This window comes from Massilia sp. DJPM01, assembly GCF_030348125.1.
Lineage (GTDB): Bacteria > Pseudomonadota > Gammaproteobacteria > Burkholderiales > Burkholderiaceae_D > Telluria_A > Telluria_A frigida.
The window spans coordinates 1-19,280 of record NZ_JAQOZV010000006.1; the positions used below are offsets into that span (position 1 = coordinate 1).

General features: G+C 59.1%; 14 protein-coding genes. 8 read left to right on the forward strand and 6 right to left on the reverse strand.

All coding sequences use genetic code 11. From position 1 onward, the window contains the following. Positions 1–4 precede the first annotated feature (4 nt). Positions 5–244 carry a hypothetical protein gene (locus tag PO883_RS05925; protein ID WP_289308912.1) on the reverse strand — a complete coding sequence of 80 codons (240 nt, stop codon included), beginning with the start codon at positions 242–244 and terminating at the stop codon, positions 5–7. A gap of 1,055 nt (positions 245–1,299) precedes the next feature. Here PO883_RS05925 and PO883_RS05930 point away from each other — a divergent pair. The 8 genes from PO883_RS05930 to PO883_RS05965 all read left to right on the forward strand — a co-directional run bounded on the left by PO883_RS05930 (position 1,300) and on the right by PO883_RS05965 (position 12,284). Continuing rightward, positions 1,300–1,392 (forward strand): class III lanthipeptide, encoded by a 93-nt coding sequence (locus PO883_RS05930; RefSeq protein WP_187363407.1) that lies wholly within the window; start codon positions 1,300–1,302, stop codon positions 1,390–1,392. Between the two features lie 513 nt (positions 1,393–1,905). Continuing rightward, positions 1,906–4,584, forward strand: a complete 2,679-nt coding sequence (gene lanKC, locus PO883_RS05935; protein ID WP_289308913.1) for a class III lanthionine synthetase LanKC — start codon at positions 1,906–1,908, stop codon at positions 4,582–4,584. 50 nt (positions 4,585–4,634) lie between these two features. Then, the gene (locus tag PO883_RS05940; protein WP_289308914.1) at positions 4,635–6,269 is read left to right on the forward strand and encodes an ABC transporter ATP-binding protein; all 1,635 of its coding nucleotides are present in this window, start codon (positions 4,635–4,637) and stop codon (positions 6,267–6,269) included. 127 nt (positions 6,270–6,396) lie between these two features. Continuing rightward, complete coding sequence (locus PO883_RS05945) at positions 6,397–7,791, forward strand: ABC transporter permease (protein WP_289308915.1); 1,395 nt, start codon at positions 6,397–6,399, stop codon at positions 7,789–7,791. A gap of 10 nt (positions 7,792–7,801) precedes the next feature. Next, positions 7,802–9,016: an ABC transporter permease gene (locus PO883_RS05950; protein WP_289308916.1), complete on the forward strand. Its 1,215-nt coding sequence runs from the start codon at positions 7,802–7,804 to the stop codon at positions 9,014–9,016. A gap of 30 nt (positions 9,017–9,046) precedes the next feature. Beyond that, positions 9,047–10,312, forward strand: coding sequence for an efflux RND transporter periplasmic adaptor subunit (locus PO883_RS05955; protein ID WP_289308917.1), 1,266 nt, complete (start codon positions 9,047–9,049; stop codon positions 10,310–10,312). Between the two features lie 8 nt (positions 10,313–10,320). Beyond that, entirely contained in the window at positions 10,321–11,028 is a 708-nt protein-coding gene (locus PO883_RS05960; RefSeq protein ID WP_167089930.1) for an ABC transporter ATP-binding protein, read from the forward strand. After that, entirely contained in the window at positions 11,025–12,284 is a 1,260-nt protein-coding gene (locus PO883_RS05965; protein WP_289308918.1) for a TolC family outer membrane protein, read from the forward strand. Before PO883_RS05960 ends, PO883_RS05965 begins: the two co-directional genes overlap by 4 nt. Positions 12,285–12,298: 14 nt before the next feature. On the opposite strand, the gene PO883_RS05970 is transcribed toward PO883_RS05965, so the two are convergent. From PO883_RS05970 to PO883_RS05990, 5 genes are all read right to left on the reverse strand, one after another. Then, a complete protein-coding gene (locus PO883_RS05970) occupies positions 12,299–13,162 on the reverse strand; it encodes an SMP-30/gluconolactonase/LRE family protein (protein WP_289308919.1) in 864 nt (287 codons plus the stop codon). After that, complete coding sequence (locus tag PO883_RS05975; protein WP_289308920.1) at positions 13,159–14,220, reverse strand: aldose epimerase family protein; 1,062 nt, start codon at positions 14,218–14,220, stop codon at positions 13,159–13,161. Before PO883_RS05975 ends, PO883_RS05970 begins: the two co-directional genes overlap by 4 nt. A 22-nt stretch (positions 14,221–14,242) precedes the next feature. Continuing rightward, positions 14,243–15,205, reverse strand: coding sequence for a glycoside hydrolase family 43 protein (locus tag PO883_RS05980; RefSeq protein ID WP_289308921.1), 963 nt, complete (start codon positions 15,203–15,205; stop codon positions 14,243–14,245). 6 nt (positions 15,206–15,211) lie between these two features. Continuing rightward, positions 15,212–16,579 (reverse strand): MFS transporter, encoded by a 1,368-nt coding sequence (locus PO883_RS05985; protein WP_289308922.1) that lies wholly within the window; start codon positions 16,577–16,579, stop codon positions 15,212–15,214. A gap of 83 nt (positions 16,580–16,662) precedes the next feature. Further along, the gene (locus tag PO883_RS05990) at positions 16,663–19,278 is read right to left on the reverse strand and encodes a TonB-dependent receptor (RefSeq protein WP_289308923.1); all 2,616 of its coding nucleotides are present in this window, start codon (positions 19,276–19,278) and stop codon (positions 16,663–16,665) included. Between the last annotated feature and the right edge of the window lie 2 nt (positions 19,279–19,280).

Genomic DNA, 19,280 nt, shown 5'->3' on the forward strand with positions numbered 1-19,280 from the left:
CTAGTTACCGTTGGGGCAGCCATCGACGCAATCGGATCCACGAAAACGACCAGGTAAAGCTTGTATAAGCGCCCGGCGCCACGACTTCTCCGCGATTCAGCGGCACGAGTGTGTCTCCGAAGATCCATTGTCCGCTCAAATTGGCGGCCGGGGACAGCTTCGATTCGCCGCCGGAGAAGACCGGGAACGCGGCCGGGAAACCGCCAGCTTCGCGGATGCGTGGTTTTTCCTCCAGCCGCAGCACGTGCGGCCGTTTTCATCATGGATACCGAACTCTCGTTTTCCGCAGGCGCCGTCAAATCCATGCATACGATCTGCAACCTCGCGGCAGGCCATCTGGAAGCCAGGTTTCAAAGATAAGCGCTGGCGCGATGAGTCATCGATAAAGCACCCGGACTGGAAAGCAGGCGAGCAATGCGCCACGCCCGCAACGGCGCCCGCATTCAAGCGCCGCGATTACTGGCAATAGCAAAAGCACGGCTATTCCGAGCACGCCTGGATTCACGCAAAAAGGGTAATGACGCACCTTCCGGATCGGAAGAAACACATGCTCTGATATTCCGAACACTCTTTAACTCATGCCATGCGGGTAACGACGCGCGTCGCGCGCCGGCAAAACAAAAGCAGCGCTATTCCGAGCCCCCCCTTGATTTATGCAATGCGGGCAAAGACGGGCTTCCCGGCCGGTAACGGCATAGGGAAAAGCCCGCCGTTGAGGGCGCTATGCCGCATATAAGAATTTTCAACCATGATAGAAAAAAATTGTTGACTTAAAAAAAAGACTCACATATAGTGAATCTGCTTTTGACAATACATGAATTGATAAGCGATCACTGGTCCGGGGCTATTCGTATAATCGAAAAAGAAACTGGCACCGGAGGGTGATTGCTTATTCTGCAGGTATGCAATGTCGAGGGTTTTTAAGCGTAGGGCATTTTATCCGGAGCGCGATGCGCAGCCTGCTGCCTATCGGTTTCGGAATCACATCCATAACTAAAAATTAGGAGTTTTAAAATGAACCGTATCTTGAATCTGCAACGTCTGGACTACAGCAAACCCGTTGATGAAGTGAAAAGCTGCACCAGCTCCGGCGCTGGCTGCTGCTAATTCGATTCCGCATCAGATTCACAAATCATCATTTTTTCAGGAGACTTAAAATGAACCGTATTTTGAATTTGCAACGTCTGGACTACAGCAAACCCGTTGACGAAGTGAAAAGCTGCACCAGCTCCGGCGCAGGCTGCTGCTAATCCGATGCAATTTTGCATTCACAAATCACTATTTATTAGGAGAATTAAAATGAATCGCATCTTGAATCTGCAACGCCTCGACTACAACAAAGCCGTTGAAGAAGTAAAGAGCTGCACCAGCTCGGGCGCGGGTTGCTGCTAATCCAATCCGGCATCGCATCCAGAGACTGTCATGTTTGATTTTCAGTGTCTGGATGTCAGCCTGGAAGGGAGCAACAGCTCAACAGCCGCATGTCGCTGCGCCTGATCGCGACCGGCTTTTCATTCGGGTAACTTTTTTTATTGTTACCCGAATTGTTTTTTCAAGAAATCATCCGAGAATATAAATTCCAAAGCGATCTTTCTTGATTTTAATCGTAGCAGCGCATCAAGCCGCAAACCAGTAATGAGCGCATTATCGCCAAACGACCCTGGCATCATGCGGGAAGGATGTCGCTGACGGTGTTCCATGTACACAACGGATATCCAGCGCGATATTGCTGCAAAAAAGATTAGATGCGGCGATATGGTGATGCAAGTACCCCGCTTCGCCCCGCATGTGCGATCAACCCGCACGAGTGCTCGCGCAATGCGACGCGGCAGAAATAAACAGCTTTTCAATTCAGAGACAAACTGTTTTAAAGAACAGTTGAATTAAACCAAACGGAGCTAGAATATGGTTAAGAAGCTTAGGGGCATGCGCGATCTGCGCCACATCGACAAAATAGCCTATCTTCGGCCCAGCAAGCGTTTTTACGAACACGGTTACACGCACTATCAACCTGGCGAAGAGCTGATCAGCCTGGTCCGCCCCATGTTGGAAGGACGCGCAGAGCCATGGAAAGTACATCGCTCGGACGTATGGACCCACATCCTTCCCGCCAACCGTACGGAATCGAACAAGCTTCCGGTCCAGGGGTGGAAAATTCACGTGTCTGCGATCGCGGCCAATTGCCGCAACCTGCTTGTCAAAGTTGCAGCCCTGGCGCTTGAGAACAATATTCAATTCAAGTTCGCCAATGACACCGAAACGCTCAAGATGATGACCTCGAAGCGATGGTCACGCGGCGGATCCGGAAAATTTATCACGCTATATCCTCCTACCGACGAAAAATTCCGGGAAATCATCGAAAAGGCCTATGCGGTCTTGAAAGATGATATCGGTTCATACATCTTGTCGGACCGGCGCTACAAGGATAGCCGCTGCCTCTACTACCGCTATGGCGGCATTACTTCCGTTACCAAGCTGCTGTACACGAGCGAGAAACAGTCGGTCATTTTCTCACCGGATGGCGAGCAAATTCCGGATAATCGGACACCGTATTTCGAAACTCCCCCGTGGACTTCCGATCCGTTCCCCGAAGAACAGCCTGATCACGCCGAATTCACTCTGAATAACGGGCGCTACCTGGTGACGGAAGCGCTTGGTTTCTCGAATACGGGAGGAGTCTACCTTTCAACCGAAACGGCAAGCGGGCGACAGGTGGTGATCAAGGAGGCGCGCCCGTATATCGAGCTGGGTGAAGACGACATGGATGCCGTGGCGCGCCTGGTTCAGGAAGAAAAAATTCTCCGTTTGCTCGGTGGGACCGGCCTTGCTCCCGAAATCTACGACTCTTTCCGGGACTGGGAGAATTATTACGTCGTTGAAGAGTATTTTCCGGCTCCCGACATACGCCTGGTGATGCTGGAATCAAGCCCCTTGGTGGACACCCGGCCGTCCATCGCCGCCAGTGAAAAATTTTACAATATCTATAAAAAGGCATTTACCAGTGCCCTGCGCGGCATGGCGCGTATTCACGCACAGGGCATCGTTATCGGCGACGTGTCGCCAAAAAACATCCTGGTTGACCGGGACAGCATGACGGTTCGATTCATCGACCTGGAAGGCGCATTCCGCCCTGGCATTGATGAGCCACAACGCCTGCATACGCCCGAGTTCCGCATCCCATCCAAGGGACGCGAGCTGAACAGCACCTACGACGACGATACGTTCGCGATCGGCGTGATCATGATGTATGCCATCTTCCCGATTGCTGCAATGCAGTTCCTGCGCGAAGATTTATTTAGCGCCGTCTTGCCGAGATTGGTGGCCGATGTGGGTTGGGCGAACACCCCGGCGCTCTCCATCATTACCCAGCTGGTCGATAATAAGATTACTTGCAGCCAGGCTGCCGACCTGCTCGAACAGAGTGAGTACACGATCGAGCAGCCGATCCAGCGGCGCGCCCTGGAAGGGGATATGCCGATGGAAATCAGCGATCAGATGGCGCGCTTCATTACTTCAAATTATCGGCTTGATAAGATATTCACCCTGTTCCCGGTCGACCCTTTTGGCCAGCGCGACAATCCGAGTTCGTTCGGTTTCGGCGCGACCGGCATTATTCATACGCTGTCGGCGTGCGGTTACGACATCCCCCTGCCCGCTCTCGAACGCCAGCGCAATGAATTGGCGGCCCTTAAACTGGACGAGATCACCCCCGGGTTCCTGGTCGGTACCGCTGGCATTGCATGGTGTTCCTTGCTGGCGGGGGACCGGGAAACCGCGGAACGATTGCTCAAGCATGCAAATCACAGCCCGCTGACACACGCCCATCATTCGCTTTATTTCGGCATGGCCGGCATCGGCATGGCCAATCTCGCCGCCTATCTGCGCTTGAAAGACGGCCGCTACCTGGACGCGGCAGTCAATCTGGCCATGACATTGGAGAAACAATCGAAAGAGAATGAACGCGGCGTGTACTGGGAGGAAGATGGCCAGGTGTGGATCGGTTTCGGTTATGGGCAAAGTGGCGTCGCGCTCTTTTTACTGCGCTTGTCCCAGGTTACCGGCGAGGAAAAATGGCGGGCCATGGGCAAGAAAGCCGTACTGTACGACATGTCCTGGGGCCGTGAACTGGAACCCGGCAACCTGACTGTCGCGGCGAACCCCGAGGACACCAGCACCTACGAACACTACATTGAAGAAGGTAGCGCCGGAATTGTAAAAGTAGCCATTCGCTACGGCCTGTGGGGCAGTGAATTGGATGGATTCATGGGTGATATCGATCGCAAATATGCCAGTTTCGCGGGCGTCATTTTCGGCTTGGCGGGCTTCGCTGACGTATTGATCGATGCCTACCGATATTCCAACGATAAAAAATACCTGACGATGGCGGACGCGTCTCTCCAGGGGATCATCGATCTTTATCTGTTGAAATTTGATGATGGCTACGCGACGCCAGGCGAAAACTTGTTCCGAATTACGTGCGATTACGCCACCGGCGTCGCCGGCGTCATGCGGACATTCCATCGGCGGGCAAACCCGGCGCAGGACGAATTTTGTCTGGATGAACTTGATCAACTTTCAGCGTGATGCAGTGATGACAGCGCCCGCAAGCCAATCCTGATATCGAGTCCCAGCAGATGAACACACAAAGTAAAGACCATCCCGGATCAAGCCGAAAGCTGGACGATTCATCGACATTCCGGAATTTTTTCAGCATGCTTGGCACGGCAAGACGCCAATACTGGACCGCCTTGTTCTGTAATTGCGTCGCCGCCGGCTCGGAAACGATCATCCATCCCTTGCTGGTCAAGGAGATTTTTGACGGCGTCAATCAGGGAACCGAGCTTAGCCGGTTTGTGATGCTCGTGTTCTTCTATTTACTGCTCGGGGTTGTTCTCAATGTCATCGGCTACTATCTGTCGCTCTGGCAAATGAGAATAGACAACAAGATTGTGGCGGACATCAGCGGCCGGGTCCTGCATGCGTATTATGGCAAGGAGTACGGCGACGTATTGCGGGAAGGTAGTGGCTACTATCTCGCCAGGATCCGATCCGACGTCAAGGATGGCCTGGTACCGATGCTGATCCTGGTACGCCGGGCCATCATTTGTGCCGTCATGTTTGTCGGGCTTATCTCGGTTCTCATCATTCTTTCCTGGCAAGCGTTCCTGATCCTGGCCGCGCTGATCCCGGTTGCCACCTGGGTCAGCGTCAAAGTCAGCAAGAAGATTCGCCACCTGGCGCTGGTCGAGCGCGATAACGAAGCCTCGTTGATGGGGGTTCTTGCCAAATCGGTGGACGCGTTCAAAATGGTCCGCACCTACATGATGGTGCCGCAGACCCTCGACAAGTTCAATCGAACCATGGATGAGACGCTGGAATCCGGCTACCAAAAGCAGCGCGTCATTCGCCGCCTGCAAACTGCGAGTGATCTGACGATGAGCGTGTCCGATGCCTGTTCGATTTTCATCGGCTCCCTGTTGGTATTAAAAAAACAGATGACCATTGGCGCCTATTTTTCCTTCATGAACGCATTCTGGCGATCGGCCACCACCTTGATCCAGATCTTCAGCCTGTCGGCCGAGCTGCATGCGCTCGGCGCTATCGTCAATCGCTTGAAGTCGTTTATCGGCGACCAGAATGCCGTCCCGTACCACAAGAGCGGCAGTGCCGTGGCGGCAAGCGGCATCAGCTACAGCTATGCCGATAACCAGGTCATCTCCGATTTTTCAATCCATGTCGAGCCGGGCACGCGCCTGCTGATTGTCGGCAATAACGGTTCGGGAAAAACCACTCTGGCGAACATGCTGGCCGGTTACCTGTCGCCGTCCAGCGGCCAGCTGGAACTGCCCCGGGAAATCAGCGCCGCGACCTTGCCGGTATTATTCCCGCCGCTTCGCGTGCGCGACCTGGAAATCAAGGCGGAACTGTTCAAGCGCTTCATGATCGATAAGCCGGACATCCTGGATGCATATCCCGACCAACTGTCGGCCGGGCAGCAGCAGAAAGTCTCGCTGGCACTGGCTCTTTCGAAAGAGGCGGACCTGTATGTACTCGACGAACCGTTGGCCAATCTCGATATCAACAGCCGTCAAATCGCGATGGCAGCCGTCTGGGAACATACAAAGGGAAAGATTTTAGTGATGATCATGCATGCCTCGGAAGAATACTATTCGATGTTCGATAAGGTCCATACGCTAGGCAGCAGTGCAAGCGTGCCATCCAGGCAAGTGCTTGAGGCAGTCGAGACGGAAGAAGCCCAGCCCGGTTAAAAAATGCCGATTCAAGCGCCGCAACGCTTCGCCGGGCCGCGATCACATTCCGGGTTCGCGCCCCGATACAGCGGATGAGGAAATCGCAATGCGGCGCCGGGAAACTTGACTTCAATTGCGCCTGGAAATGAATTCTTCAGCGCCTGCCCGGCAACACGGGGCCGGCGACATCCCCCACTGGGTCTTTTTAATTGGTCGGCTTATGTTAAGTTATATTTTAAAAGTAGTTCGGCATAATACGCAGCGCAACAGGGTACTGACTGCCTTGATGGTGCTGGCGATCGCGGTCGGGATCGGCGCAAGCATGACCACGCTCACCGTGATGCGTCTATTGTCAGGCGATCCCCTGCCCGGTCGAAGCCAGCACATTTATTATGCTCAAATCGATGTCAACCCGCAGTCCAAGGGCAAGGAGCCGCCAGACGTCCTTGATTACCAAACGGCGGTCGACCTGTGGAAGGCCGGCCAGGCGGATCAGCAAGTCCTGGTCGCAGGCAGCAAGGCCAAGGTGCGCCCGGCCGATGGGTCGCTCCCTGCGCAAATGCTGTCGCTGCGCGCCACGACTGCCGATTTCTTTTCCATGTTTGATGTCCCTTTTCATTTTGGACAAGCATGGAGCGCCGCCGATGACACTGGACGGACGCGGGTGGCGGTCATTTCGGCATCGCTCAATGAAAAACTGTTCGGCGGCGCGAATAGCGTCGGCAAGGTCATTCGCGTAGCGAACGCCGATGTCAAGATCGTCGGTGTGCTCGCAGCGTGGCGACCGGCGCCCTTGTTTTATGCCGTCCGCGGCGGCCGCTTCAGTGGCGGCGACACATCGTCGTTTTACCGGCAACCCGATGATGTATTCATGCCTTTTTTTACCAGCCTGGAAGTCAACGGCGGAAATTTCCAACCTTTCAACTGCTGGGCGAAACGCGATCAGCTGGAAAACCTGGAACGCGCGCCTTGCACCTGGATTGGCTTGTGGGTTCGATTGGATGACCCGGCCAAGGTTGCCGCCTATAAGCGCTTCCTGGACAACAGCGCGGCGCAACTCAAACAGCAAGGGCGCGTCAAATATGCTGAAAATACGCGCCTTCGGACCCTGGGCGAATGGCTGGACTTTAACCTCGTGGTGCCCGCCGATGTCAAACTTCAAACCGTGCTCGCATTCGCCTTCCTGGCCATTTGCCTGATCAATGTGGTGGCGCTTCTGCTGGCAAAATTCCTGCGCCATAGCCCCGAGATTGGCTTGCGCCGCGCGCTCGGCGCCACGCGCGGCGCGATATTTGCGCAGTGCCTTGCCGAAGCCGCCTGCATCGGTTTGCTGGGTGGCGTAACAGGCTTGTTGTTAACCCTGTTCGGCCTTTATCTGGTGCGTCAGCAGCCCGTGTCTTATGTCGACCTTGCTTACCTGGACGTGCCAATGTTCTGCATGACGTTCGCGCTGTCCGTGGCGGTCAGCTTATTGGCTGGAATCATACCGGCATTGCGTGCCACGCTGATTCAACCCGCAGTACAATTAAACCAGTTATAGAGAGGAGTTTATGCAGATTCGATATGTGCTGGCCGCGTTACGCAAGCATCGCTTGGTGACATTTCTGATTACCCTGCAAATTTCGCTCTCCTGCGCCGTTCTTTGCAATGCCAGCTTTCTCATCATGCAGCGTATCGAGTCGATGCGCATTGACAGCGGTATTGAAGAACCGTCCCTGGCGCTGATCAAAATCGTCGGCTACGATCAACAGCAGGCGCCCGACTTGAACGCCCGCATGGTCGCCGCTTTGCGTGGCGTGGCCGGGGTCCAGAACGTCAGCGTGGTCAGCGCGGTCCCGTTCGGCGGTGGCGGCCTGAGGGCCGGGGTGCATCTCGACCCCGAACAAAAACAGTCGGCCGGCGTGATCGACTTCTATCTCGGCGATAATGCCGCCATCGAATCGTTCGGCTTGCGGCTCGTGAGCGGGCGCGTGCCATCGAAGGACGAGTACACACCGCTCACCCAACTGTTTCCCGCCAATCCTCCCGTCCTGATCACCAGGAAGCTCGCAGAGAAATTCTGGCCCGGGAAGGACCCGATAGGACAACAATTCTGGGTGACCAACACGGTATTCCGGGTGATCGGTGTGATGGACCACTTTTCGGCGGTCTATCCGAGTATCAGCGCCGATGAGGATCCCGATTGGACGGTATTCGTTCCGACCGCCAGTGGGGCCGGTTTTGATGGTAAATACCTCATTCGCGGCAATCCGAACGAGATGGCGCGCATCGTCGCCGACGCCAGGAACATCACGCAAAAAACCGCGCCCAATCTGATAGTGGACCTGGACGCGAGCCAGAGCCTGCCAGACCTGCGCCACGATTTTTTTGAAAAATCGAACATCATGCTGGGATTGCTGCTGTGCCTGATCGCGGGTTTGCTGGGCACCACCGCATTGGGCATTATCGGATTGGCCAACTTCTGGGTCGCCCAGCGCGGCAAGCAGATCGGGATTCGGCGTGCCCTCGGCGCCACCAAAGGCGACATCCTGCGTTATTTTCAAATCGAAAACTTTATCATCGTCACGCTCGGGATCACGTTGGGAATGCTATTCGCCTACGAAATGAATCTCGGATTGATGCGGTATTACGAATTGCCCAAACTACCACTTGTCTACATGCCGATCGGCGCGCTTGTGCTATGGATTCTGGGCCAGCTGGCGGTCCTGGCGCCGGCCCTGAGCGCCTCCAGCATTTCACCGATGAGCGCAATCAAGTCCGCCTGACAACCCAACACGCATAATTCTTCCCGGAAAATGATACCCGATACCTCTGCCCAGGACTCTGCGCTTCCGACCTCCGGAGCGCGTAAAAAACGCTTGCTTTTCGCCGGGATACTCGCCATCGCCGTGGCAACCGGCATCGGGTTCCAGTTCAAACATACCGCCAACGGGGGAGCAAGCTACAGCCGTTCGCGTCTGACCACGGCAACTGCCGAGATCGGCGATCTGACCCGCGATGTCTCGGCCGAAGGCAAAGTGGTGGCCGCTTCGGCGCCGACCTTGTATGCGGGTTCGGGCGGATCGATCACCTTGAGCGTCGAACCTGGCAACCCTGTGAAAGCAGGCCAGGTCCTGGCAACGATCACCAGCCCTGAATTAGTAGCCAATCTGGCACAGGCCCGAAGTGCCGCCGACGCGGTCAAGAGCGCCTGGCTGCTGGCCCAGGCTGATACACGCCTGGCGGATGCGAGCGCCGAGGCTGCGGTGCAAACGACCGAATTGGGACTTGCCTCTGCCAGCAACGAACTTGCTCGCCAGACGCGTGCATTCGACGTCGGCGCGACTTCCGGCCTGACAGTCGAACAATCGCGGGATGCCGTGGCGCGCGCCAAAATTGCGTATGAGCAAGCGAAAAAGGCATCGACCCTGAAAAATGACGCGACCCGCTTCGAGCTTGCCGCGCGCCGCCATGCTTACGAACGCGCTCAATTACAGGTAGGCGATTTGGAGCGGCAACAAGAAGAACTGTCGGTGCGCTCACCGGTCGACGGGCAAGTGGGCCAGATTTTCGTCAACGACCGCTCCACGGTTGCCAAAGATGCAAAACTGCTGGCAGTCGTCGATCTGAGCAAACTTGAGGTCCAGGTTCAAGTCGCGGAAAGCCAGGCGCGCGAGCTGACCGCTGGCATGCCCGGGGAAATCAGCGGCAATGGCGGACAGTGGCGCGGCCGCGTCAGCAGCGTGTCGCCTGAAGTAGTCAATGGGGAAGTTTCTGCAAGACTGCGTTTTGATGGGGCGCAACCTGAGGCACTGCGCCAGAATCAACGGCTTTCCGTCCGCGTATTACTCGACAACCGCGCCAAGATACTGCGCATCGCGCGCGGCGCGTTTGTGGAAGAAGGCGGCGGGCGCTGGGCTTACGTGGTCACGGGCGATGTGGCGGTCCGCCGCCCGATACGCCTCGGTGCACAGGGCATGTCGCAAGTGGAGATCTTGGATGGCATGAAGAGCGGCGAAGAAATCATTATTTCAGGTAGCGAACTATTCAAAAACGCCGAACGCGTTCAACTAATCAAGTAGGGTTATCTATGCTTCTGATGCAACATATTGCCAAGGTCTACCGTACCGAGAGCGTCGAAACAAACGCCTTGCGTGACTTTAACCTCAGCGTCAAGCAAGGCGAATTCGTCGCAGTCACCGGGCCGTCCGGATCGGGAAAAAGTACCTTCCTGGGGATCGCCGGATTGGTCGATACGCCCACCGGCGGCACCTATTCGCTCGATGGAACCGACGTGAGCACGATGAACGATAGCGCACGGAGCCGCTTCCGCAATCGCAAGATCGGTTTCATCTTTCAAGCCTTCAATTTGATTCCTGATCTCAACCTGATCAACAATATTGAAGTCCCTTTGGCTTACCGGGGCATCAAAGCCTCCGAGCGTCTGGAACTGGCTGAAGCCGCACTAAAACGGGTCGGTCTCGGCTCCCGTGCAAAGCACTATCCTGGTCAACTGTCGGGTGGCCAGCAACAGCGGGTGGCAATCGCCCGGGCCCTGGCTGGCTCGCCGGCACTCCTGCTGGCCGACGAGCCCACCGGTAATCTCGACAGCGAAATGGCGCGCGGCGTCATGGAACTATTGGAAGAGCTCCACGCTGGCGGCGCAACCATCGTCATGGTAACGCACGATTTGCCCTTGGCCGAGCGCGCCCAACGGATCGTCCGGGTCAAGGATGGCCACGCAAGCGAAGTGACTCGCCTGTCGAGTGCCTTCACTGCCAAGGGAGGCAGTGCGTGAAGCAGTGGGCCTGGATCGCGTTACTTGGCATCGGGCCTCATGTGGCGGCAGCGCCAGTCGACGACTTGCTCACGCTATACACGCATGCGCGCGTCAACTACCCGACGCTGCAAAGCGCCGCCGCTCAAACCCGCCTGGCCAGCGCGGATGTCGATGCCGCCCGTGCGCCATTGCTGCCGCAATGGCAGCTGAGTGTGTCGCAGCAGCGCGCGGGCGGAGCCCCATCCTACAATACGACCAGCAGTAAAATCACGCAGTCGGTGGTGGATGTCGCCGCCCGCGCCAATTTGAACGCCGCGCGCGCCGAGGCGAATGCACAAGACGCCAATTTCCATGTAGCCAAGCAGGCTCTGCTGGCCGAGCTCGCCATTCGCTACTTCGACATGCTGACCGCGGAGAGCCAGCTTGCCACGTACGGCGCCAACGAAGCCGCATTTGCCGAATTGGTACGGCAGAGCGAAGTGCGCGTGGCCGAGGGGCTGTCGGCAGCCGCGGACGTCGATCAAGCGCGCGCCACTCTCGGCCTGGCACAGGCGATTACCCAACAGGCAAAGGAGGCGCTGGCCGACGCCCGCCAGGCACTCCAGCAACTGGTCGGCCGTGCACCGGAACAACTCAAACACCTGAAGAAAACATGGCAGCCTGCCGTGCTTGAGCCCGACCCGCAAGCCGATACCCTGGCCGACCACCCGCAACTTCAAGCTGGCGACGCCAGCATTAGCGCGGCAAAAGAACGCATTCATGCGGCCCAGGCCGGTCATCTTCCCACATTAGCGCTCACCGTCACCTCGGAACGGGCTCCGCGTGACTATCAGCCCCCAAGGACGTCGACGCGTTCGGCCGTAGGCCTGCAGCTGTCGATCCCGCTCATGATGGGTGGCGCCACCCTGGCACAAGAAAGGCAAGCCGTGGCAAGGCGAGACATTCAAATCGCGCAAGTCGAAATGACCCGGCGCGACATTACGCGCAACATCAAGGCACAATGGGAGGCGGCACAAGGAAGTATTACGCAAATCAAGATCATCGAAGCGGGGGCGGCAGCGGCCGAGCGCGCGCTTGCCGCCATACGCTCGGGCCAGCAAATCGGCACCCGCACCCTCACCGATGTGCTCAACGCGATCCAGACCAATGGCCAGGCACAACTGCAACTGACCCAAGCGCGCCATCGCCATGTGGTCGCACTGCTGCTGCTCAAGCAGGCTGGCGGACGCTTGAGCGTTGACGACCTTGCAGCAATCAATACCTTGCTGGAATAACCCCAGGGGCACGATCAGCAAATAAACCGGCTCTCCGGCAAGCCGCGCACACCCGGCACCGTCCCCCTGAATAGCCCGCCATCCGCTTGCACCGGATTGGCCAGCCCGACCCTGGCGCTGGTCGCATACAACTGGTCGAGCAGCGCGCCGCCGAACGCCACGCAGCTCGGCTGGCTGGCCGCCAGCGCCACGCTGCGGTCGATGCTGCCGTCCGGCGCATAACGCACCAGCTTGCCCGCGCCCCACTGGGCGTTCCACAGGTAGCCGCGCGCATCCACGCACGAGCCGTCCGGCTCGCCCTCGCCTTGTACCTGCGCAAACACGCGCTGGTTCGACAGCGCGCCGCTGACCAGGTCGTAGTCGCAGCAGCGGATCATCCGCTCCGGCGAATCGCAGTAATACATGGTCGCGCCGTCGGGACTGAAACAGATGCTGTTGGCAATCGCCACGTGCGGCAGCGGCAGGCGCTCCAGGCTCAGGTCGCGGTTGAGCCGATAGAAACCGCCGATCGCCAGGCGCGGCTCGACTTCATTGAAGGTACCGAACACGAAACGTCCCTGGCGGTCGCAGCGCCCATCGTTCAGGCGTGTGCTCAGCCCGGCCTCGACCTCGCAAATCGGCGTGAGCGCCCCGCTTTCCAGCTCGAAGTACGCCACTTGCGTCGCCAGGCCCACCAGCAGGCGTTCGTCATGGTCGGTGAAGGCGAACGATGCCAGCCGCTCCGGCATGGCCCAGCTGCGCGTGGCGCCCGTGGCAGGATGGTGCGCCCACAGGGTCGACCCCAGAATATCGGTCCAGAACACGCGCCCGCTACGCTCGCACCAGAGCACGCATTCGCCCAGCGCATTGTTGGCGTCGACCATTAGTTCAAGCATCATTTCTCCACCGAAAATTTGTACTTGGATACGGTCGCATATTCCTCGCCGGGGCGCAAGATGGTGTTCGGAAACGTGCGCTGGTTGGGCGAGTCGGGAAAGTGCTGCGGTTCCAGGCAAAAGCCGCTGCGAAAGCCGTAGGTGCGGCCCTTGCCGCTGAGTGTCCCGTCGAGGAAATTACCACTGTAAAACTGCACACCCGGTTCTTCCGTGAACAGTTCGAGCACCCTGCCCGACACCGGCTCATGCACGCGCGCGGCCAGGGTCATCGTGCGCGGCGCCGGTTTGTTGAGCACGAAGTTGTGGTCGTAGCCGCTGCCGTGGCGCAGTTGTTCTTCGTCGGCGCCGATGCGCTCGCCGATTGCGTGCGGCGTGCGGAAGTCGAAGGCGCTGCCGGCCACCGGCGCCAGCTCGCCGGTCGGAATCAGGGTACGGTCGATCGGCGTGATGGCGTCGGCATCGATGCGCAGCACGTGGCCGAGGATGTCGCCGCCGCCGGCCAGGTTGAAGTACGCATGCTGGGTCAGGTTGACCGGCGTGGCCTTGTCGGTCACCGCGTCGAAGGCCACCACCAGTTCGTTGGCGGCGGTCAGTTCGTACACCACGGTGACGTCGAGCGTGCCGGGATAGCCTTGCTCGCCATCGGGGCTGCGGTAGATCAGGGTGACGCCGACCGAGTCGCCTTCTTGAAAGGGAATCGCGCGCCACAGCACGCGGTGGTAGCCCAGCGCGCCGCCGTGCAGGTGGTGCGCGCCATCGTTGGCGGGCAGTTGCACTACCTGGCCGTCGAGCGTGAAGCGGCCATCGCGCAGGCGGTTGCCATAGCGCCCGATCAGGGCGCCGAAGTACGGCGACTCCTTCACGTACGGCGTGACGCTGTCGAAGCCGAGCGTGATGTCGGCCAGCACGCCGTTGCGGTCGGGCGCGTGGATGTCGGTGATGATGCCGCCGAAATCGGTGATTTTGACAAGCAGCCCGTTCGGGTTGGTCAAGGTGGTCAGCGTGGCCTCCCTGCCGTCGGGCAGGTGGCCGAATGCGGTTTGCGTGATACTCGCTTGCACGGTGCTCCTCGTGTGGGTTCGCTCAGGCGAGCGACGCACGCCCGAACACGGGCATGCCCTGCTCGTCCCAGCGCAATGGCTTGACGAATGTATGGCGGTCGGGGTTCCACAGCGGGTCGCCGACGATCTCGGTATAGGTACGGGCATGGTACACCAGCATCACCGTGTCGCCATCCTCGCCATAGGTAAAACTGTTGTGGCCCGGGCCGTAGATGCCGTGTTCGTAGCAGGTTTGCAGTACCGGCTCGGCCAGCTTGGTCCATGCGGCCGGGTCGAGCAGGTCGGCGTTCTCGTCGGCCCACAGCAAGCCCATGGCATAGTTCTCGTCGGTGGCGCTGGCCGAGTAGCTGATGAAGATCTTGCCGTTGCGCTTGAGCACGGACGGCCCTTCGTTGACCCGGAAGCCGCGGATTTCCCAGCCGAATTCGGGCTTGCTCAGCATGACCGGCGGCCCTGTCAATTGCCACGGCGTGGACATCGTCGCAATGTAGAGGTTGGAGTTGCCTTCGATCGCCTCGTCCTTTTGCGCCCACAGGTAGTACAGCACGCCGGCATGGGTAAAGGTGGTGGCGTCGAGGCAAAAAGTGTCGATGCCGGTATCGATCTGGCCCATGAATTCCCACGCGCCCTCGAGCGGATTGGGGTTGGTGTTGCGCACGGCGTACATGCGGTGCTGGAACAGTTTGTGTTTGATCTCGCGGCTGGGCGCGGCGGCGAAGTAGACGTACCATGCGCCCTGGTTGAAGTGGATTTCCGGCGCCCACAGCAGTTCGCTGTACGGGCCGGAATCGGGCTTGCGCCAGACATCGACTGCGGGCGCATTCGCCAGTTCCGCCATGGTGCGCGCGCGGCGCACTTCGATGCGGTCGTATTCCGGCACCGAGGCGGTGAAATAGTAATAGCCGTCGCTGTGCTTGTAGATGAAGGGATCGGCGCGTTGTTCGATCAGGGGTGTCAGGATCTGCATGGTCGTTGCGTTGTGCATGAAAAGTCAGGTGGCGGCGAGGCCGAGCTTGCGCATGTCGCTCTTGACGTCGCCGTAGTAGCTGTCGGTGATGCGGTATTTGAACATCAGCGCACCCATCAGGAAATGAAAGAAGCCCGGGATCACGGTCAGCATCAGCGCGATGCCGCTCAGCGCCAGCGGGGTCTGCGCCTGGTTGGGGACGTACTGGAAATAGGTCAGCAACAGGCCGACCATGCCGCCGGCCACCGCCATGCCGGCTTTCTGGCACACCGAGATGCCGCCGAAGGCAAAGCCGGAGACGCGCTTGCCGGTCTTGACCTGGCCGTAATCGATGGTTTCGGCAATGGCCGACCAGAACACAGGCGCATGCAGGTCGACCACGAAGGACAGCATGAAATACAGGATAAAGGCGAGCACGGCGTCGCCCGGCTTGATGGCCACGTACATCAGCACGCTGATCAGGGCCACGCCGAGCTGGGTGTAGCGGAACAGCTTGACCTTGCAGTACGACTTGGTGATCCAGGTCGAGGCGACCATCGACAGGATCGCCGCCGCCACGCCGGTCGACAGGAAGGCCGATACCATCTTCGGCCCCAGGCCCAGGTAGTAAGTGGCGTAGTAAATGGCAACCGAGCCGCGCACCACGTAGCCGACGGTGCCGGTCACGCACACGCCGCACAGGATCAGCCACTGGTCGTTGCGCATCAGCAGTTTGAACTGCTCGGCCAGCGATTGCCGCTCGACCACGTGAATTACCCTTTCGGTGGTCGTGAACACGCAGAACAGGAACAGCGCCACGCCCATCACCGCCATGACCGCCATCGCGGCCTGGTAACCGGCCGCCGCACTGCCCTTGCCCAATTCTTCGGCCAGCAGCGGCACGATGATGGTCACCATGAAGGCGCCGATCTTGGCGAAGAACAGGCGGTAGCCGTTGGCCGACAGGCGCTCCTGCGGGTCGCTGGTCAAGCCGCTGATCAGGGAAATGTAGGGAATGCCGACGCCGGCCGTCATCAAGGTCATCAGGATGTAAGTGCCGTACGCCCACACCAGCTTGGCGTCATAACCCCAGGCAGGCGTGGTGAACACGAAAAACACGCTGACGCCGTAGGGAACGCACAGCCACAGCAGCCACGGGCGGTAGCGGCCGAGGCGCGAGGTGAAGCGGTCGGTCACCTGCCCCATGGCCAGGTCGGCCGCCGCGCCGATGATTTTCACCACCACGAACAGCAGCGCCAGATGCTCGGTGCGCAAACCGTAGATGTCGGTGTAGAAGAAGGTAATGAGCAGCATCATCGACGAGATCACCACGTTCAGTGCCATGTCGCCGGTGCCGAAACCGACTTTTTCGAGGGTCGACAACTTTTGGGAATTGTTAGCCAGCATATTCATTCAAACTTTCTCAGCCATACAAGGACAGAAAGCGCTGCGTGCCATGTCCACGCAACGCTTCCGGGACGTTCACCAGTCGCGACTTACATCTTGTAGCGCAGCGACAAGCCAAGCACGCGGTCGTAGCGGCGGATATCGCGTGGATTGCTGGCGACGCCATGGTAATCGTGGTACTTGCGGTCAAGCAGGTTCTCCACGTCCATGGTCAGGCTCATCGCTTCGTTGATCTTGTAGGACAGCGAGGCATCCATGGTCTTGATCGGATCGACGATCAGATCGAAGCCCAGGCCCCGGTAATTGAAGGTGTCGACATACTTGTCGCGCCAGTTGTAGGCCAGGCGGCCGGACCAGCCATCGCGCTCGTACAGGCCAACGATGTTGTACGACAGCCTGGACATGCCCACGAAGGGTTTGAGCACGCCGCCGGTATCGGTCAGCTCGCCTTTCATGTAGGTGAGGTTCGCTTGCAGGCCGAAGCCGCCCAGCCAGCCCGGCAGCTTGTCGTAGAACTGCTGGTAAGACAGTTCCGCGCCCTGCAGCGTGCCCTTGGACATATTGCGCGGACGATTCACGTCGTACACGATGCCGTTATAACTTTCCTTGGTCGAACTGGTCAGGATGTAATTCTTGAAGTCGTGGCGGAACAGGGTGGCCGTGAGCGAGCCGGTCGGCGCGAAATACCATTCGGCGGCGGCATCGAAGTTCTTGCCTTCGATCGGTTTCAGGTCGGGATTGCCGCCCGTGCCCACCGCTTGCACGGTGGTGCTCGGCACGTTGTAGGACACGCCCGGATTGAACTGGTCGAAATTGGCGCGCTGTACCGACTTGCCCGCCGTCAGGCGCGCCTGCACCTCCGGCAGGATCATGGCCTTGAGCGTGGCGTTCGGCAGCACATCGGTCGACGTTGGCGAGCTCGATACCGGCAAGATCACGTCGTTGGCCTGCGAATAACCGTTCAGCACGCCCTTGGTCTGCACCACGCGCACCCCGACTGTGCCGTCGACCGGAACATCACCGGCGCGGAAACCGTACTTGGCCTTGGTGTAGATGGCGTAGGTGGTTTCCTGGTTGTCGAACTGCGACAGCTTGTCTTCCGCGGTCTTGGCGCCGGTGCCGTTGAACAGGGTGCGCAGCGAACCGATGTTGTCGTGCATGTAGGAAGCGCACGGCGTGACCCACGAGGCCATGCCGTAGTCGCCCGCCATCGGCATCGAATTGCAGGCCAGGCCGGGCACCGAACCCAGAGGAATATTGCGCGGCGCCGGCGTGAAGCCGTTCAGCTCGTGCACATATGCCGCAGTGCGTTTGGCAACCCGCACGCCGGTGGCCACTTCCTTGATGAAGCCATCGTTGTCCGGACTCCAGGTGGCGTCGGCGCGCCAGTCGGTCGAGCGGCTTTCGGCATGGTTGTGGTTATCGAAGAACGTGGTGACCCGGTAATTGTCCGGGTTGGTCATGTCGTAACCGGGATAGGAGAATTGCGCTCCGCCATTCACGTAGGTATTGCCCGTGATGGTAGGCGGGGCCGCCACCAGGTCGACAATCGGAAATTCCTGGCGCACGCGGCTCAGGGTGCGCGCCAGCTCGGTGCTCACGCGCCAGCCCGGCGACACGTTCCAGCGCGCGCCGATGGCGCCCTGGCTGCCCAGCGAGTAATCGTGCGGCGCCTGGGTCGAGCCCAGCGCGAACGGGTTGGCGTTGGTCGAGGTGGCCGTCTGCACCTGCTTGGTGCCGGGAATGAGGGTATAGCTGGAACGCTTGTTCAGGCCGAGCGAACCGACATAGAACTGGCGTTCGGCGTCGTGATGGATTTCGGTGGAAATGCCTTCGGCGAAAAATTCCAGATCCGCGTTCGGGCGCCACTGCACGGCAAGGTTGGCGGCCACGCGCTTGCGCTGGCCCTGGTACAGCACATGGCCCAGCTCGTCCGGCGCGGAAATGCCGGCGCCGAGATCGGCGGCACGGTCCTTCGGCGGCGAGTTCCAGGTGACCTCATCGTGGTAATTCCCATCCTGGTAAGACAGGCCGAGCAGCGCGCCGATCTCGCCATAGCCGGTTTTCCAGCGGTTCGAGATCATGCCCGACAGGTTGGGATCGTTGGTTTTCGACTTGTCGCGGTTTTCCACGCGCGCCGTGACGCTGGCCGCGAAGCCCTTGGCATTGAAGGGGCGCGCGGTGCGCACATCGATCACGCCGGCGGTGCCGCCCTCGACCATGTCGGCGCCCTGCGTTTTATACACGTCCACGCGCTGCAGCATGGCGGCAGGAATGTCGGCCAGGTACAGGCTGCGTCCCTCTTTGCCGGCGGTGAACATTTCGCGGCCATTGAGCAGGGTCACCAGGCCCGGCAAGCCGCGAATGACGACGTCGCGCGCTTCGCCGTTTTCACGGCGGATCTGCACGCCGGTGATGCGACCGAGCATTTCGGCGACATTCTTGTCCGGGAACTTGCCGGCTTCCTCGGCGACGATGGAATCGAGCACCTCATCGGCATTGCGCTTGATGGCCTGGGCACTCTGGGCTGCCTTGCGCACGCCGGCGACGGTGACCACGCTGGTGCCCTCGGCCGGGAGCGCGTCCTGCGCCCACACCGAGGCGCCGCTCAGGATGCCGGCGCCGGCCAGCGCCGCCACGGTCATCTTCAAGGTCAAGGGGGTGCGGGAAATGGCCGCGACGGGGCCTTGTGCGTGCAATGTCATAC

Excerpts from the sequence above, each read along its gene's own strand:
- PO883_RS05930 (WP_187363407.1), top strand. The coding sequence starts at position 1,300 with ATGAATCGCATCTTGAATCTGCAACGCCTCGACTACAACAAAGCCGTT.
- lanKC (WP_289308913.1), top strand. The coding sequence starts at position 1,906 with ATGGTTAAGAAGCTTAGGGGCATGCGCGATCTGCGCCACATCGACAAA.
- PO883_RS05940 (WP_289308914.1), top strand. The coding sequence starts at position 4,635 with ATGAACACACAAAGTAAAGACCATCCCGGATCAAGCCGAAAGCTGGAC.
- PO883_RS05945 (WP_289308915.1), top strand. The coding sequence starts at position 6,397 with ATGAATTCTTCAGCGCCTGCCCGGCAACACGGGGCCGGCGACATCCCC.
- PO883_RS05950 (WP_289308916.1), top strand. The coding sequence starts at position 7,802 with ATGCAGATTCGATATGTGCTGGCCGCGTTACGCAAGCATCGCTTGGTG.
- PO883_RS05955 (WP_289308917.1), top strand. The coding sequence starts at position 9,047 with ATGATACCCGATACCTCTGCCCAGGACTCTGCGCTTCCGACCTCCGGA.
- PO883_RS05960 (WP_167089930.1), top strand. The coding sequence starts at position 10,321 with ATGCTTCTGATGCAACATATTGCCAAGGTCTACCGTACCGAGAGCGTC.
- PO883_RS05970 (WP_289308919.1), bottom strand. The coding sequence starts at position 13,162 with ATGATGCTTGAACTAATGGTCGACGCCAACAATGCGCTGGGCGAATGC.
- PO883_RS05980 (WP_289308921.1), bottom strand. The coding sequence starts at position 15,205 with ATGCACAACGCAACGACCATGCAGATCCTGACACCCCTGATCGAACAA.
- PO883_RS05985 (WP_289308922.1), bottom strand. The coding sequence starts at position 16,579 with ATGAATATGCTGGCTAACAATTCCCAAAAGTTGTCGACCCTCGAAAAA.
- PO883_RS05990 (WP_289308923.1), bottom strand. The coding sequence starts at position 19,278 with ATGACATTGCACGCACAAGGCCCCGTCGCGGCCATTTCCCGCACCCCC.